General features: G+C 31.0%; 15 protein-coding genes and 1 pseudogene. All 16 read left to right on the top strand.

What is annotated here, in order from left to right; all coding sequences use genetic code 11:
* Positions 1–117: 117 nt before the first annotated feature.
* Positions 118–924 carry a TrmB family transcriptional regulator gene (locus N4A57_RS05375; protein ID WP_293656614.1) on the top strand — a complete coding sequence of 269 codons (807 nt, stop codon included), beginning with the start codon at positions 118–120 and terminating at the stop codon, positions 922–924.
* An 18-nt stretch (positions 925–942) separates the two neighbouring features.
* Positions 943–1,512 carry a hydrolase gene (locus N4A57_RS05370; RefSeq protein WP_330671457.1) on the top strand — a complete coding sequence of 190 codons (570 nt, stop codon included), beginning with the start codon at positions 943–945 and terminating at the stop codon, positions 1,510–1,512.
* Positions 1,513–1,783: 271 nt separating this feature from the next.
* On the top strand, positions 1,784–3,031 hold the full coding sequence (locus tag N4A57_RS05365; protein WP_330671456.1) for an HlyC/CorC family transporter: 1,248 nt from the start codon (positions 1,784–1,786) through the stop codon (positions 3,029–3,031).
* A 200-nt stretch (positions 3,032–3,231) separates the two neighbouring features.
* A pseudogene (locus N4A57_RS18500) lies at positions 3,232–3,360 on the top strand (hypothetical protein); the annotation flags it as partial.
* A 39-nt stretch (positions 3,361–3,399) separates the two neighbouring features.
* Positions 3,400–3,564, top strand: a complete 165-nt coding sequence (locus N4A57_RS05355) for a hypothetical protein (RefSeq protein ID WP_293656748.1) — start codon at positions 3,400–3,402, stop codon at positions 3,562–3,564.
* A 165-nt stretch (positions 3,565–3,729) separates the two neighbouring features.
* Positions 3,730–4,290, top strand: coding sequence for a TetR/AcrR family transcriptional regulator (locus N4A57_RS05350; protein WP_293656612.1), 561 nt, complete (start codon positions 3,730–3,732; stop codon positions 4,288–4,290).
* Between the two features lie 16 nt (positions 4,291–4,306).
* Positions 4,307–5,461, top strand: coding sequence for an ATP-binding protein (locus tag N4A57_RS05345; RefSeq protein ID WP_293656611.1), 1,155 nt, complete (start codon positions 4,307–4,309; stop codon positions 5,459–5,461).
* A complete protein-coding gene (locus tag N4A57_RS05340; protein ID WP_293656609.1) occupies positions 5,436–5,828 on the top strand; it encodes a response regulator in 393 nt (130 codons plus the stop codon). The genes N4A57_RS05345 and N4A57_RS05340 overlap by 26 nt, the downstream gene beginning before the upstream one ends.
* 209 nt (positions 5,829–6,037) lie before the next feature.
* Entirely contained in the window at positions 6,038–6,397 is a 360-nt protein-coding gene (locus tag N4A57_RS05335) for a response regulator (RefSeq protein ID WP_293656607.1), read from the top strand.
* Positions 6,398–6,415: 18 nt separating this feature from the next.
* A complete protein-coding gene (locus N4A57_RS05330; RefSeq protein WP_293656605.1) occupies positions 6,416–8,479 on the top strand; it encodes a chemotaxis protein CheA in 2,064 nt (687 codons plus the stop codon).
* A gap of 15 nt (positions 8,480–8,494) precedes the next feature.
* Entirely contained in the window at positions 8,495–9,019 is a 525-nt protein-coding gene (locus N4A57_RS05325; protein WP_330671455.1) for a chemotaxis protein CheW, read from the top strand.
* A gap of 13 nt (positions 9,020–9,032) precedes the next feature.
* The gene (locus N4A57_RS05320) at positions 9,033–10,730 is read left to right on the top strand and encodes a methyl-accepting chemotaxis protein (protein ID WP_293656604.1); all 1,698 of its coding nucleotides are present in this window, start codon (positions 9,033–9,035) and stop codon (positions 10,728–10,730) included.
* 66 nt (positions 10,731–10,796) lie between these two features.
* The gene (locus N4A57_RS05315) at positions 10,797–11,612 is read left to right on the top strand and encodes a CheR family methyltransferase (RefSeq protein ID WP_293656603.1); all 816 of its coding nucleotides are present in this window, start codon (positions 10,797–10,799) and stop codon (positions 11,610–11,612) included.
* 13 nt (positions 11,613–11,625) lie between these two features.
* Entirely contained in the window at positions 11,626–12,636 is a 1,011-nt protein-coding gene (locus tag N4A57_RS05310; protein WP_330671454.1) for a protein-glutamate methylesterase/protein-glutamine glutaminase, read from the top strand.
* Between the two features lie 10 nt (positions 12,637–12,646).
* Positions 12,647–14,215: a PAS domain-containing sensor histidine kinase gene (locus N4A57_RS05305; protein ID WP_293656601.1), complete on the top strand. Its 1,569-nt coding sequence runs from the start codon at positions 12,647–12,649 to the stop codon at positions 14,213–14,215.
* A gap of 46 nt (positions 14,216–14,261) precedes the next feature.
* Positions 14,262–14,651, top strand: a complete 390-nt coding sequence (locus N4A57_RS05300) for a response regulator (RefSeq protein ID WP_293656600.1) — start codon at positions 14,262–14,264, stop codon at positions 14,649–14,651.
* Positions 14,652–14,966 lie beyond the last annotated feature (315 nt).

Raw genomic sequence — 14,966 nt, 5'->3', positions numbered from 1 at the left:
ATTAGGAAGCAACAATAGAGTAGTTGACAAATGATTCTTCGTGCATTATAGTAGTTACTATAGTGTACACTAAAAAGAAGGAGGGGTCTTCTATGTTATTTAGAAGGGAGGAAAATTATGGATGATCAGCTGATTTTAATAGAGGAAATGAAACAACTTGGACTTAACAAATATGAAGCAAAAGCTTATTTGAAACTTCTAGAGGAGTGGCCTGTAAATGGTTATACACTGAGTAAAAATTCTGGAGTACCTAGGTCTAGAATATATGAAGTACTAGATGGTCTCACAAAAAAACAACTAGTTTTTGAAAAGACCACTGAAAATGGCACAGTCTATTATCCCTTAGAACCTGATATGCTAGTTAAAAAGTTAAAGAAGAACTACGAATCCATTATTGAACATGTGGAGAAGGAAACAAAACAGTTATTCGTAAAGAGCAAAGAACAATATGATTCTAAAGTTATAACAGGAAGAAAGAATATCTTCCAATTTATTGGATTGTTGCTTGAAAAGGCAAGAGAACGTATTGATATTTCTATTTGGCAGGAAGAGTATAAGGATTTGGAAGAATATTTTAATAGGGCCATAGATGGTGGAATTAAAATTAAAGGCATTTATTTTGGATATGATAACAAATTGAAGGATGTACTTATCCACAGAAGATTAGAAACATACCTTAAAGAAAAGGATGAACGTTATATCATTATTATTATTGATAAGAAAGAGGCTATCACTGGTATAATTTCCAGAGGAGAAGAAAGTCAAGTTACCTGGACTAATGATTTTGGGGTAATAGATATAATGGAAGATTATATTGTACATGATTTAATGATTAATGTATATTCAAATGTGCTTTCCCAAAAGGAAAGAACCAAATACGAGTTGGCAATGGATCAAGTGAGAAAAGATTTTTTTGAAGATTAAAAGGGAGGAGAGATAAAAATGGCATATATACCAAATTATGAAGAGGCATTGGAAATTCTAAGGAAGTACAATAAGGAGAGTTTTCATATTTTACATGGACAAATAGTTGGAGGAGTTATGAAGTATTTTGCTCAAAAGCATGATCCTGAAAAGGTTGAGTTTTGGGAAGTAGTAGGACTTTTACATGATCTTGATTTTGGATTATATCCGGAAGAACACTGTGTAAAACAAGTTCATATGATGAAAGAACTTGGTATTGATGAATCTGTTATTAGGTCTACAGTAAGTCATGGATATGGTATAACTAAAACTGACGTAAAGCCAGAGCATATGATGGAAAAAATTCTTTTTGCTGTAGATGAACTTACAGGAATAATTGGTGCAGCAGCATTAATGAGACCGTCAAAGAGTGTTTCGGATATGGAAGTGAAATCAGTAAAGAAAAAGTTTAAAGATAAATCCTTTGCAGCAGGTTGTTCTAGAGATGTTATAAAGGAAGGGGCTAAGAATTTAGGTTGGGAGATGAATTACTTAATGGAGGAAACTCTATTAGCCATGAAGGCTTTGTCGAAACAATTGAATATATAGTTTTTGAGCTATCAATTTTGATAGCTTTTTCTATATCCATATTACCTAAAGGAGTAGCATCTTGAGTAAAATTATAGGAAGCTAAGAGTACACCTGGGTCATTAGGAGAATATACTTGGCTTAGACCCATAACTGCTAAGATTTCATAAGATGAAAAGAAATATAAGGAATTCATCAGACATATTCTTACAAAGGGAGGGTATACTAATGGAGAAATTATGTAGTCATTTTATTATATAATTATTTAATTAAATGAAGGAGTGGGTTAGTATTGGAAGCAGACAGTATGTGGCATTTTAGTTTGTTAATAATTCTGTTATTAGCATCCTCTATCTTTTCATCTTCAGAAACAGCATTAATGTCACTAAATAAAATTAAAATTAGACATATGCTTGAAGAAGGTATGAAAGAAGCAAATTTAGTTCACAAATTAATTAGTAATCCAAATAGACTTCTAAGTAGTATTTTAGTAGGAAACAATATTGTGAACATTGCAGCATCAGCTTTAGCTACTTCTTTGGCTATATCCTATTTTGGAAATATTGGTGTCACAATTTCTACCATTATAATGACTTTACTCGTTTTAATTTTTGGAGAGATAACACCTAAAACACTTGCAGCACAGCATTCAGAAAAGGTTGCATTAAAAGTATCTAAAGTTATGTATATGAACATGATTGTGTTAACTCCTATTACTAAATTAATTACTTTAATAACTGATTTTCTGGTTCGATTACTGGGTGGAGAAACTGAAAAAAAATCAGTGCTTATTACTGAAAGTGAATTAAAAACTATGATTAATGTTAGTCATGAAGAAGGTGTCTTAGAAATTGAAGAAAGAGAAATGATTCATAATGTTTTCAAGTTTACAGACGCCCATGTAAAAACAGTTATGGTTCATAGAACTGACGTATGTTTTGTAAGTGATGTTGCTAGTTATGATGAAGTTATAGAAATATTTAGAAAGGAACAATATTCTAAAATACCTGTATATAAGGATTGTGCAGATAATGTTGTAGGAGTTCTTAATGTAAAGGACTTGATCTTTTTAGAGGACAAGTCTTTGTTTGACATAAAAAAAATCATGAAGAAACCATATTTCACTTATGAATTCAAAAAAACTATTGAAATTTTTGAAGAAATGAAAGACAACAGAATTCCTATAGCTATTGTATTAGACGAATATGGTGGCACTGCTGGAATTGTAACAATGGAAGATTTAGTTGAAGAAATTGTAGGGGACATTGAAGATGAGTATGGTGATTATGAAGAGAAATTTCAAATAATAAAAGATGGTGAATTTATGGTCCATGGTAGTACTAAAATTCATGTTATCAATGAGTTAATTGGAGTTAATTTGCAATCAGATAAATTTGATTCTATTGGTGGATTAGTAATTGATAAAATCGGTAGACTACCTGATGTAGGAGAAACTATAGAGTATGAAAATATTAAATTTATAATTCAAGATATTAATAAAAACAGAATAGGGAAATTGAAGATTTTAATTTCATACTAGAAGTTATAAATAAGTTTAATTAAATTGTATGAGTATTTGGTTTTGTCTTATATAAAATTCAGTATAACTAACTCTAAAATTAGTATACTGGATTTTTAATTTATTTCTTTTTTCTATTTTCAATGCTTCTATTACTTTTTACCTTATTAAGATATTTGTAATATGAACTTCGTGAAACTTTAAGCACCGTACACATTAATTTGATATCATGGATACTTTTATTATCATCTATAAATTTAAATACTGAGCTTATTTCTTTGCGAATATGGCCATGGCCTTTTTTTATATTTCATCATAAGTATACCTATATACATCCTTTTATAGATGGAAATGGCAGAAGTGCACGACTTCTTACAAATTTAATATTAATGAAAAATGGATATCCCATCTGTGTAATAAAGATGGAAGATAGGGGCGAATATATGAATGCTTTAGAAAAAGCAAGTGTAGAAGATAATTATGATGACTTTATAAAAATAATTGAAAAAGCAGTAGATGCTAGTTTGGATAATTATCTTTATATTGTAGGGTAAGGAAATGTAAAAAAGTTTGTGCTATAACGAAATAAATACTCCTTATTGGCGATAATTAATAATAAAATTAAAGCCAGTAAGGAGTATTTTTATTGGGGATTTTAATATAGTAATATTTTTTTACTTATGATATACTAGGTTAGTAAAGACTAACGAGGTGGAAAGATGTTAAAAAGGAAAGATAAAATATTAATTAGTGCCATAGAATTATTAGATGCGGAAGGGACAAATGGAGTTACTACTAAGAAATTAGCTAAACTTCAGAAAGTTACAGAGCCTGCATTATATAGACAATTTAAAAGTAAACAGGATATTCTTAATCATATTATTGAGGAATATGCCAGTTACGACGAGAAGATAATCAATACGATTAAAGAATCAGGATTAAGGGGTAAAGAGGCAATTGAGTTTTATGTAAAAAGATTTGCAGAGTTATATCAAAACTATTCAGAACTTACAACGATTATGTTTTCTATGGATCTGTACCAGTATAAAGAAAGAACTAAAGAGAGAATGCAGGAAATTGTAAAGAGGCGTATTTTCTTCTTAGAAAGTATCATAAAAGAAGATTCCACAGAATTTAGCTGTATGAACCAATATGATGAAAGAGAAATGGCAAGTTTGATTAATGGAACAATATTCTCCCAAGTCTATGAGTGGAGGATAATGGATAAGAGTTATCCCCTTGATGAGAGATTAATTAAATTTATAGGAAAATTAGTATGAGGAAATCAGGTGTATTATGAGTAAATTAGTAAATAAAAAAATATCAACTACCAATGAACTTGAAAGACAACTTAAAAATATTGAACAGAATGATTTGTTAGTACAAGTACTAAATGGTATGAATGTTTTTGTATTTATATTGAATGAAAATAGGCAAATTATATTTATGAATAAAGTTTTATGTAAGGAGTTAAATGTATCATCAAATGAAATATTAGGGATTAAACCAGGAAAACTAGTAAAGTGTAAATACTCTAAAATATCAGAATATGGATGTGGATATGCAAAAGAATGTGATTCCTGTGCAGCTAGAAATCTAGTGGTAGAGGCAATTCATTTAGGTGAGTCCAAAGAAGGAAATGTGTCTATCATATCCCTTATAGAAGGCCTTGAAATTAAATCAACCTTCAGTGAAAAGGTTAAACAGTTAAAATTAGGTAATGAAAATTATTATATGGTGGCATTAGTAGAAAAGAGCTCAGAAGTGGAGAAATATAACATGGAGAGGGTTTTCTTTCATGATATATTAAATACTGCTTCAAGTTTATATAATGTGATTAGATTACTACGTATAGGGAATGATAAATTTAGAGAAAATGAAGAAATTCAAATGCTTGAAGTATATGTGAAAAATATTATTGATGATATTGAATATCAAAGGAATATTACCCATGCTGAGAAGGATGATTTATCACCTTCTATTAAGGATTTTGACCTAGGCCAATTATGTGAAGATGTGATTAATTTCATGAATAAAGATGAAAGATTTTATCAAGTGCCCATTAAACTAAATTCTTTTGAAGGAAAAAAAATCATTAAAACTGATAAAAGTCTTTTGAGACGTATCCTTATTAACCTATTAAAAAATGCCCTTGAAGCCAATGAAACGGGACAAGGAATTGAAATACAGATCAAACAGGAAGATAGATTTTATGAGATTCACGTTCATAATGTTGAAGTTATACCTGAGAAAGTGAAAAAAGAATTGTTTAGGAAGGGCCATTCAACTAAAGGAAAAGGTCGTGGCATTGGTATTTATGGTTCTAAACTATTATTAAACAAGTACCTAAATGGGGATGTAACCTTCGTATCTGAAGAGGAAATAGGGACAACTTTTATAGTTAAAATACCAAAGGAGGTAAATAATGAGAATACTTATTGCAGAAGATGATTTGACTAGTAGGTTGTTTATGAAAAAATATTTATCAGAGTATGGTACATGTGATGTGGTTATGAATGGGATGGAAGCAATTGATTTAGTTATGAATTCTATTGAAATGAAGAAGCCTTATGATTTGATTTGTTTGGACATTATGATGCCTAAAGTAGATGGAATTAAAGCTTTAAAAATCATTAGAAAGATAGAAAGGACTTCCCTAGATGAAGGGTTTGAACCAGCTAAAATTATAATGACTACTGCATTAAATGATAAGGAAACAGTTAAAGAGGCATATGAGTGTGGATGTGAAGCTTATGCTTGGAAGCCAATAGATATAGAAAAATTTAATGAGGTATTAAAAAAATTATGTCTAATATAGATTTATTATTTATAAACTTGCTTTATGTGAGCCTACTTGAGGAAAAAATATTAAAATTTTTTTTCTCAAGTAGGCTCACATGGTTACTATGAGATTACCTGTTTATTCACCATAATATGACAAAAAACGAATTGTTTCTTTACAGTTCGTTTTTTTTTATGGTAAAATACAGTTAGTTAGTACTAACTAACTGGATGGGAGGGATATCCGTGAGAAGATTGATGATTGTGGATGATGCATTATTTATGAGAGTGTCCATCAGAAAAATGTTGGAAAGTTATGATTATGAAATTGTTGCAGAAGCGTGTGATGGTGCTGAAGCAGTAGAAAAATATAAAAAGTATAGGCCAGATGTTATAACAATGGATATTACTATGCCTAATATGACAGGAATTGAAGCATTAAAAGAGATTAAAGAGATTGATAAAGACGCAAAAGTTATTATGGTATCAGCCTTGGGCCAAGAAGTCATGGTAAAAGAAGCCATTATAAGTGGTGCGTCATCTTTTATTGTAAAGCCATTTGAAAGGGACAAATTAGTAAAGGTATTGGATGGAGTAGCTAAGTAATTAAAAGGAGGAGGTTAGATGAACAATTGGTACATTGATGAGCCAATGATAGAAGTTTATGTCTATGAAACTTCCCAAATAGTAGAAACCCTAGAACAGTTGATGATTACCAGTGAAAAATCAGGAGAATTTTCACAAGAGTGTATTAATGAGATTTTTAGGTCCATGCATACGGTAAAAGGGTCCTCAGCAATGATGATGTTTAATGATATGAGTCTTTTAGCACATCATATGGAAGATATCTTTTTTGTCATACGTGAAAATCCACAAGTAAAATATGATTTTACTTTATTAGTAGATATTATATTAGAGAGCATTGATTTTTTTAAAATCGAATTGATGAAGATTAGCGAAGGGGAAACACCAGATGGTGATAATTTAGAATTAATAGAAAAAGTATCACAATATCTTGAAAGGGTAAAAAAGGAAAATCATATTGAAGAGAAAAATTCTAATGGGAATAAGAAAACTATAGATGAAAAACAAAAGTATTATATAAGGCAAAGTAGTAAAGAGGAGAATGTGAAGTATTATAAGGCAAAGATTCATTTTAAAAAAGATTGTGAAATGGAGAATATAAGGTCTTATACAGTTGTTCATAATATTGTGGATTTAGTTGAGGAAGTTCATTATAAACCAAATGATATTATTGAAAATGAGCAGTCAGCAGAAGAGATTAGATCCAAAGGATTCCTATTAGCAATTAAGTCTAAAAGTGAAAGTAAAAAGATTAAGGAGTATCTAGAAAGTACTATTTTTCTAGAGAATCTTGAATTTGATGAAATAAATGATTCTGATTATAAAGAATTATCCAAGTTATATGAAGACAAAGACATATCTGAAGAGATAAAGATACCAGAAACATCTAAAAAGTATGTCGAAAAGAAATCTAAGAAGGAAGAAGTATCTTTGTCAACAAAACAAAATATTATAAGTGTTAATGTTGATAAGTTAGATAAATTAATGGATATGGTTGGGGAACTTGTTATTGCACAAGCCATGGTAACTCAAAATCCAGAAGTGACAAGTTTGGAAATAGAGAGTTTTCATAAGGCCTCAAGGCAATTGCATAAAATTTCTGGAGAACTGCAAGATCTAGTTATGGCAATTCGTATGGTACCACTATCAACTACCTTTATGAAAATGCATCGAATTGTTAGGGATATGACAAGAAAACTAGGAAAAAACGTTGAGCTAGATGTTTATGGAGAAGAAACTGAAGTTGATAAGAATATTATTGAAAAAATCGCAGATCCCTTAATGCATATTATTCGTAATGCTATTGATCATGGCATAGAAGATGAACAGACACGGGTAGAAAACGGGAAAAATAGACAAGGAACAATTGTACTTGAAGCTAAAAATTCAGGAAGTGATGTTCTCATTATTATTAAAGATGATGGCAAAGGTCTTCATAAGAAGGCTTTATATGAAAAAGCAGATTCAAATGGTTTAGTGAATAGACCCTTTGAAGAAATGAGTAATAGGGAAATTTACAATTTAATATTACATCCTGGTTTTTCAACGAAGCAGAAGGTGACTGAATTTTCAGGCAGGGGAGTTGGAATGGATGTTGTCACAAAGAATATTGAAAGTATAGGTGGCTCAGTTATTGTAGATAGTGAACTAGGCCATGGAACTACTATCATATTAAAAATCCCCTTGACCATTGCAATTATTGAAGGGATGAATATAAAAGTAGGAGAGACAAGATTTACTATTCCAATTATGACAATAGAAGAATCCTTTAGACCAGAGAATAATGAAATCATTTGTGATACACAAGGACAAGAAATGATTATGGTAAGGGGCCGTTGTTATCCCATTTTACGACTCCACGATTTTTATAAAATTCCTACAGAAATAAAGGATTTCAATGATGGAATACTCATTATGGTACAGGATGGTGAATGTAATTTTTGCATATTTGCAGATGAACTTTTGGGTCAACAACAAGTGGTTGTAAAATCCTTACCCAATTATATAAAAAAGTACCGAAAAATAAAAGGATTAGGAGGGTGCACATTACTAGGTGATGGTAGCATTAGTCTAATACTAGATGTGGGTGAATTATACTTATAAAAGATAAATTTTAAATTGTACTCAGAAAAGGAAGGTGAACATATGGGTGAAGAGATGAATAATGTCCTCTACGAATTGGAAGAGGATACACAAAAGGGAAAATTCCTTACTTTTTCCTTAGGAAATGAATATTATGGAATTGATATTATGTATGTGACAGAGATAGTAGGAATACAGCCTATAACCCTAATACCAGAGTTACCAAATTTCATAAGAGGAATAATTAATCTTAGGGGTAAGATTATACCTGTAATGGATGCAAGGATTAAATTTAACAAGGAACCAAAAGAATATAATGACCGCACATGTATTATTGTTATTGATGTTTTAGAATTGTCCATTGGAATTATTGTAGATGCTGTATCTGAAGTACTTCCTATTAGGAATGAGGATATTGTTCCTCCACCAAATTTAAATACTGGCGGTCAAAAATATATAAAGAGTATAGGGAAATGTAATGATAATGTAATACTCATATTAGACTGTGAGAAATTATTAAATGAAAGTGAGATGGATGAATTGAAGAGTTCAAATGAATAGGGAGGGTATGAAGATGAAATGGTTTTTAAATATGAAGATAACAATAAAATTAATTAGTGCATTTATTATTGTAGCTATTTTGGCAGGGGTTGTTGGAGTAATAGGTATGAATAATATTAAAAAAGTTGATAAAAATGGTTACATATTATATACCAATATGACTGTGCCTTTAGGTGAATCGGCGGAAATGGCTAAGTTGTTCCAAAAAGCTCGTGTGAATATGAGAGAAATGATATTAGAAGATGATCGAGAGAAAATTGATGCGAGATATGAAAATATTAAGGTAATTGTAGGAGAGCTAAATTCTTTATCTATTCGATTTAAAGAAAAGGCATTATCAGAAGATATGAAAGAGGCTTTTGCAGAATTTATGAAAGCAAGAGCTAATTTCGGTTCCTATTTAGAAGAGTATTATAATTTGTGTATTGAGAATAAAGATGAAGAAGCTTATAAACTCATAAAGGGTCATCTGCGTATTGCAGCAGATGCAGAACAAGATGCCATTGATTTGTTAGTATCTATGAAAGTAGAAGATGCTAAAGAAAAGGCACTAGAAAATGAGGAATTAACAAAAAAATCTATTAAAACAATGACTATTTTAATTGCTAGTGCAGTGATTGTTGCTATTAGTCTGGGCATATTCATTGCTAAAATTATCAGTAAGCCTCTTAATGAAATGGTACTAGCTGCAAATAGTATTGCTGATGGTAACTTAGACATTCATATTCATCTTGATTCTAAAGATGAAGTAGGATCATTGGCTAAAGCCTTTAAAATGATGACTAATAATATTAATCATGTTATGAGAAATATTAATTCTGCCTCTGATCAAGTAGCATCAGGTTCGAAGCAAGTGTCTGATTCTAGTATGTCTTTATCTCAAGGGGCAACAGAACAAGCTAGCTCAATAGAGGAATTAACAGCCTCCATAGAAGAAATTGCTTCTCAAACAAGACAAAATGCATCTAATGCGGATAAGGCAAAAGAGATGTCCATGTCAGCCCAAAAATATGCACAACAGGGTAATGAGCAGATGACAGATATGTTAAAGGCAATGGGAGAAATTAATGATTCATCCAACAATATTTCAAAGATCATTAAAGTTATTGATGATATTGCATTCCAGACAAATATCTTAGCATTAAATGCGGCTGTTGAAGCAGCTAGAGCAGGTCAACATGGAAAGGGATTTGCAGTTGTAGCTGAAGAAGTACGAAATTTAGCTGCTAGATCTGCCAATGCAGCTAAGGAAACAACAGCAATGATAGAAGGGTCTATTAATAAAGTAGAATGTGGAACAAAGATAGCTAGTGAAACGGCACAAGCACTCAATAAAATTGTAGAAGGTGTATCTAAGGCTACTGAACTTGTTGGAGAGATTGCTATAGCATCAAGTGAACAAGCCTTAGCAGTAGATCAAATAAATCAAGGAATTACACAAATTTCTCATGTTGTCCAAACAACCAGTGCAACATCGGAAGAAACAGCTGCAGCTAGTGAAGAATTATCAGGTCAAGCACATATGTTGAAATCTCAAGTGGCCATATTCAAATTAAAGGAAGTGAAATCAGGGAGAGAATACGGTGAAGAAAGTATTAATCCAGATGTTCTAAGGATGATTGAAAATATGAAATCTAATAATGGGGAAAATGAAGAATTTAAGAAGACAAAAAAAATACTACTAAGCGATTCTGACTTTGAAAAGTACTAGAGATAAAGAGGAAATATAGAATGATAAAGGGAGGTAAAACCTCCCTTTAAAAAAGTAGGTGTATAAATGATTAAGATTACAGATGGTGAATTTAGATTATTATCATCATATATTAAGGAACATAGTGGTATTAATCTAAAAAATGAGAAAAAAACACTACTAGTCGGTAGACTCAGTAGTATATTAAACGAACTTGGAATAGATAATTTTATGGCATATTATAAGTATCTGAAAAATGATACAGGGGGTAAAGAACTTAGCCGTTTAATAGATAAAGTAACAACTAACCATACATACTTTATGAGAGAACCAGAGCATTTTAATTATTTTAGTCAAATCGTCTTACCCTACTTAAAAAAGACAGTAACAAGCAGAGATCTTCGCATATGGTGTGCTGCAAGTTCCACAGGTGAAGAACCTTATACTTTAGCAATTTTGATGGCGGATTTTTTCAAGAATGAAGAACATCTATGGGACAAGAAATTGTTAGCAACGGATTTATCATTAAGTGTTTTGAAAGAAGCTCAAAGGGGTAATTACAATAATGAAAAAATTAGTTTATTACCCAAAATTTGGGTGTTAAATTATTTTAATAAGGTGGGAAACAATAGATATGAAATAAAGGATACTTTGAAGAAGGAAGTTATCTTTAGAAGATTTAACCTATTAGAACCAGTTTTTCCTTTTAAGAAAAAACTACATGTGATTTTTTGTAGAAATGTTATGATTTATTTTGATAATGATACAAAAAATGAACTTGTTGAAAAGATGTATGATAGTCTGGAATATGGAGGATACCTGTTTATTGGTCATTCTGAATCTATAGACCGTAATAAGACAAGGTTTAAGTATGTGAAACCAGCTGTCTACCGAAAGTTGTGATAGGGGGGGGATTATGCCTATTCGAGTGTTAGTTGTAGATGATAGTATTGTTTTTCGACAAATTTTGGCAAAGGGAGTAGCTACGGATTCAAATATTCAAGTGGTTGCTACAGCTATTGATCCTTTTCATGCTAGAGATAAAATTCTAGAGTTTGAACCAGATGTAGTTACTTGTGACATTGAGATGCCCAAAATGAATGGGATTGAGTTTGTAAGGAGACTCATACCACAGTATCCAATACCCGTGATTGTAGTGAGTTCCATAAGTGATAAAGTCTTTGATGCTATGGATGCTGGAGCTGTTGATTTTGTATCAAAACCAGATGCCAACTCACCAAAGGATGTTCAAAGATTCATTATAGAACTTATTAGAAAGATTAAAGGGGCTTCAAAGGCTAATATTTTAATAGGTGAGCCTAAGGAAAGTGCAAGGCACAATATGCCAAGGGAGATTAGGCAACATGAAATTATTGGTATTGGTGCTTCAACAGGTGGGATAGACGCAATTTATAAGCTATTGGAGCAATTACCAAAGGGCTTACCTGGAATTGTAATAGTGCAACACATTCCACCAATTTTTTCTAAAATGTTTGCACAACGCCTTCATAATCAGACACATTTTAATGTAAAAGAAGCTATAAATGGTGATATTATAAAAAGAAATCATATTTATCTTGCACCAGGAGATAAACATGTACAAGTGAGAAAAAGAAAGGATGGTTATTTTTTAAAAGTATTTGGAGGGGAAAAGGTAAATGGTCATTGTCCATCCGTTGATGTGCTATTTAAATCTATTGCCGAACAAGCAGGAGAAAGGGCATTAGGTGTAATATTAACAGGAATGGGGTATGATGGAGCTAAAGGTATAAAACTTATGAAAAGAAAAGGAGCCATAACCCTTGGACAAGATGAAAAATCAAGTGTTGTTTATGGCATGCCAAAGGCAGCATATGATTTGAATGGAATAACGAAGCAATCTTCATTAGAGTTAATGGGGCATTATATAGTTAAGTATTTGAGGTGAGTTATGCTATATGAAGGGTAATATGGATTATTATAAGATACTTGAGGCTCTAGGTGATGGGGTAATATGTCTTAATGAGTCAAATGAAATTGAATATATGAATGAAAAGGCAATTGAAATTATTGGTAAAAGAATAATTTCAGAAGATAGGATACCTGTAAATCAAGTTTTTAATATAAGAACAGATAATAGTGAGTCTATCATTATGGAAGTAATTAAAAGTGTCCGTTTAACAGGAAATGGAAGGGGATTAGAAAAAGATTCATATCTTGTAATATCCCCAGGAGAAAAGAAATATATTTCAGCAAGTGTATCATTAATTAGAATGGAAATGAATGACCATGTAGTAATTAGCTTTAGGGACATTACGAGATTGAAGAAATTAGAAAAGGACAATCTAGAGCAAAAGTATAATTTAGAATCAATATTTAATTCATTACCATTAGGTATCGTGATTGTAGATAAAAATGGAAAAGTATTAAAGACTAATCCATTTATGATGTGTAAATTTGGGGTTTCAAGTATGAAAGAAGGAACACAGGTCCTTGGAAACCTGTTAAAATGCAGTAATGCCAGAGATTCCATTTGTGGTTCTGCTCATGCATGTAAAGATTGCAAACTTAAAAGGAATATACGTTTACTCAATGAGAATAAGGAAGGGCTTAATAGAATTAAGGTGAAATTTTCACATTATATTAATGGTAAACATGTGCCTAGAGATTATCAAGTGGAATTTGTTAAAACATATAGAAATGCTGAGGCACATATATTAATCATGATTCAAGATACTACGGAACAAATGAATTATGAGAGAAAAATTAAAAAAGCAAAGAAAGAAGCAGAAGAAGGAAATAGACTTAAAAGTGAGTTTTTATCAAATATGAGTCATGAAATAAGGACACCTCTTAATGGCATAATAGGTATGATTGATTTAACTAAAAGAGAGATTAAAGAAGATGACCTTAGAGAAAACTTAGAGATAGCAAAAGTTTCTAGTTTAAACCTATTACAAATTATTAACAGTGTTTTAGATATATCTAAGATAGAAGTAGGTAAATTTGAGCTAAATCACAAAAAAATGCATATAGGAGAGGTATTAAATGAAGTTAAGAAAGAAAATGAACCAAAGGCATTAAAAAAGAATGTTCAATTATTTGTTAAACTCTGGTCTGAAGAGAGGAAGTATATCATTGGAGATGAAGTTCGATTAAAACAATTACTTACGAATTTAGTAGATAATGCCATTAAATTTACTGATGTGGGAGAAGTTTTACTTGATTATAAAGTGAAAGAATATGATAGTGAAAAAATGACTATTGAATTCCACATTAAGGATACGGGTATTGGAATTAATAAGGAAGATACTCATAAGTTGTTCGAAAGTTTTATTCAGGCAGATGGATCATTTACAAGGGAAAAGGGTGGGGCAGGATTAGGCCTTGCAATATCAAAAAATATTGTTGAAAAATTTGGTGGAGAACTTAAATTTATCAGTGAACTAAATAGGGGCTCTGATTTTTTCTTTACCATATGTGTAAAGTGCTGGAATGAAAGTCATATTCAAAATATTAATATATAACTACATATATCCATTGTATAATAAATTATTGAAAAGGAGAGAACGTATGCTAAAAATATTAATTGCAGAAGATGATATGATTAGTAGAAAATTACTATGGAAAGTATTGGCTGAATATGGGGAATGCGATTTGGTGGTTAATGGTATTGAAGCAATTGATGCATATATGATAGCTTTAAAGGAAAAAGAACCTTATGATTTAATATGTTTAGATATTATGATGCCTAAAGTGGATGGGATTAAGGTACTAAAAACAATTCGTGATATAGAAATCCAGTTTAATGTAGAAAAAGAGGCTAAAATAATTATGGCTACAGCATTATCAGAAAGGGAAGTGGTTGATGATTCCTTTGAAAAAGGGGCAAATGCCTATGCAGCCAAACCTATTGATATTGATAAATTGTTAGAGGTTATGAAAAATCTAGAATTAATATAGACGTAGAATAGGTAATGTAAAAAAGTTTGTTTTCTTTAGAACACAAACTTTTTCACATTACCTGATTCCACCGATTAAACCCTCCACTAATTAATTGTTGGAGGGTTCTCTTAGGTGTGCCCATTCATCAATTTCTAGTAACTAGAAAGGTAGTATATAAGCATTATTGATAAATATATCTCATATTTCGCATAACTAATTTTACCAAATATAAAGTATAAAAATCTATCATAAATTCCATTATTATAGAAGTAAGAGAATAAAGAGAGGATGGAATTTATGCATAATATAGACTTTCGCTTTAAAACTCATAAT

The sequence above is a fragment of the Anaeromicrobium sp. genome, from assembly GCF_025210435.1.
GTDB lineage: Bacteria > Bacillota > Clostridia > Peptostreptococcales > Thermotaleaceae > Anaeromicrobium.
The sequence above is the reverse complement of the archived record's forward strand: the minus strand, read 5'-3'. Positions and strand labels throughout refer to the sequence as shown.

Bases quoted from the DNA above. Each gene is read 5' to 3' on its own strand.
- N4A57_RS05375 (WP_293656614.1), top strand. From the start codon at position 118: ATGGATGATCAGCTGATTTTAATAGAGGAAATGAAACAACTTGGACTT.
- N4A57_RS05310 (WP_330671454.1), top strand. From the start codon at position 11,626: ATGCCTATTCGAGTGTTAGTTGTAGATGATAGTATTGTTTTTCGACAA.
- N4A57_RS05340 (WP_293656609.1), top strand. From the start codon at position 5,436: ATGAGAATACTTATTGCAGAAGATGATTTGACTAGTAGGTTGTTTATG.
- N4A57_RS05320 (WP_293656604.1), top strand. From the start codon at position 9,033: ATGAAATGGTTTTTAAATATGAAGATAACAATAAAATTAATTAGTGCA.
- N4A57_RS05315 (WP_293656603.1), top strand. From the start codon at position 10,797: ATGATTAAGATTACAGATGGTGAATTTAGATTATTATCATCATATATT.
- N4A57_RS05370 (WP_330671457.1), top strand. From the start codon at position 943: ATGGCATATATACCAAATTATGAAGAGGCATTGGAAATTCTAAGGAAG.
- N4A57_RS05300 (WP_293656600.1), top strand. From the start codon at position 14,262: ATGCTAAAAATATTAATTGCAGAAGATGATATGATTAGTAGAAAATTA.
- N4A57_RS05345 (WP_293656611.1), top strand. From the start codon at position 4,307: ATGAGTAAATTAGTAAATAAAAAAATATCAACTACCAATGAACTTGAA.
- N4A57_RS05350 (WP_293656612.1), top strand. From the start codon at position 3,730: ATGTTAAAAAGGAAAGATAAAATATTAATTAGTGCCATAGAATTATTA.
- N4A57_RS05330 (WP_293656605.1), top strand. From the start codon at position 6,416: ATGAACAATTGGTACATTGATGAGCCAATGATAGAAGTTTATGTCTAT.
- N4A57_RS05305 (WP_293656601.1), top strand. From the start codon at position 12,647: ATGAAGGGTAATATGGATTATTATAAGATACTTGAGGCTCTAGGTGAT.
- N4A57_RS05355 (WP_293656748.1), top strand. From the start codon at position 3,400: ATGAAAAATGGATATCCCATCTGTGTAATAAAGATGGAAGATAGGGGC.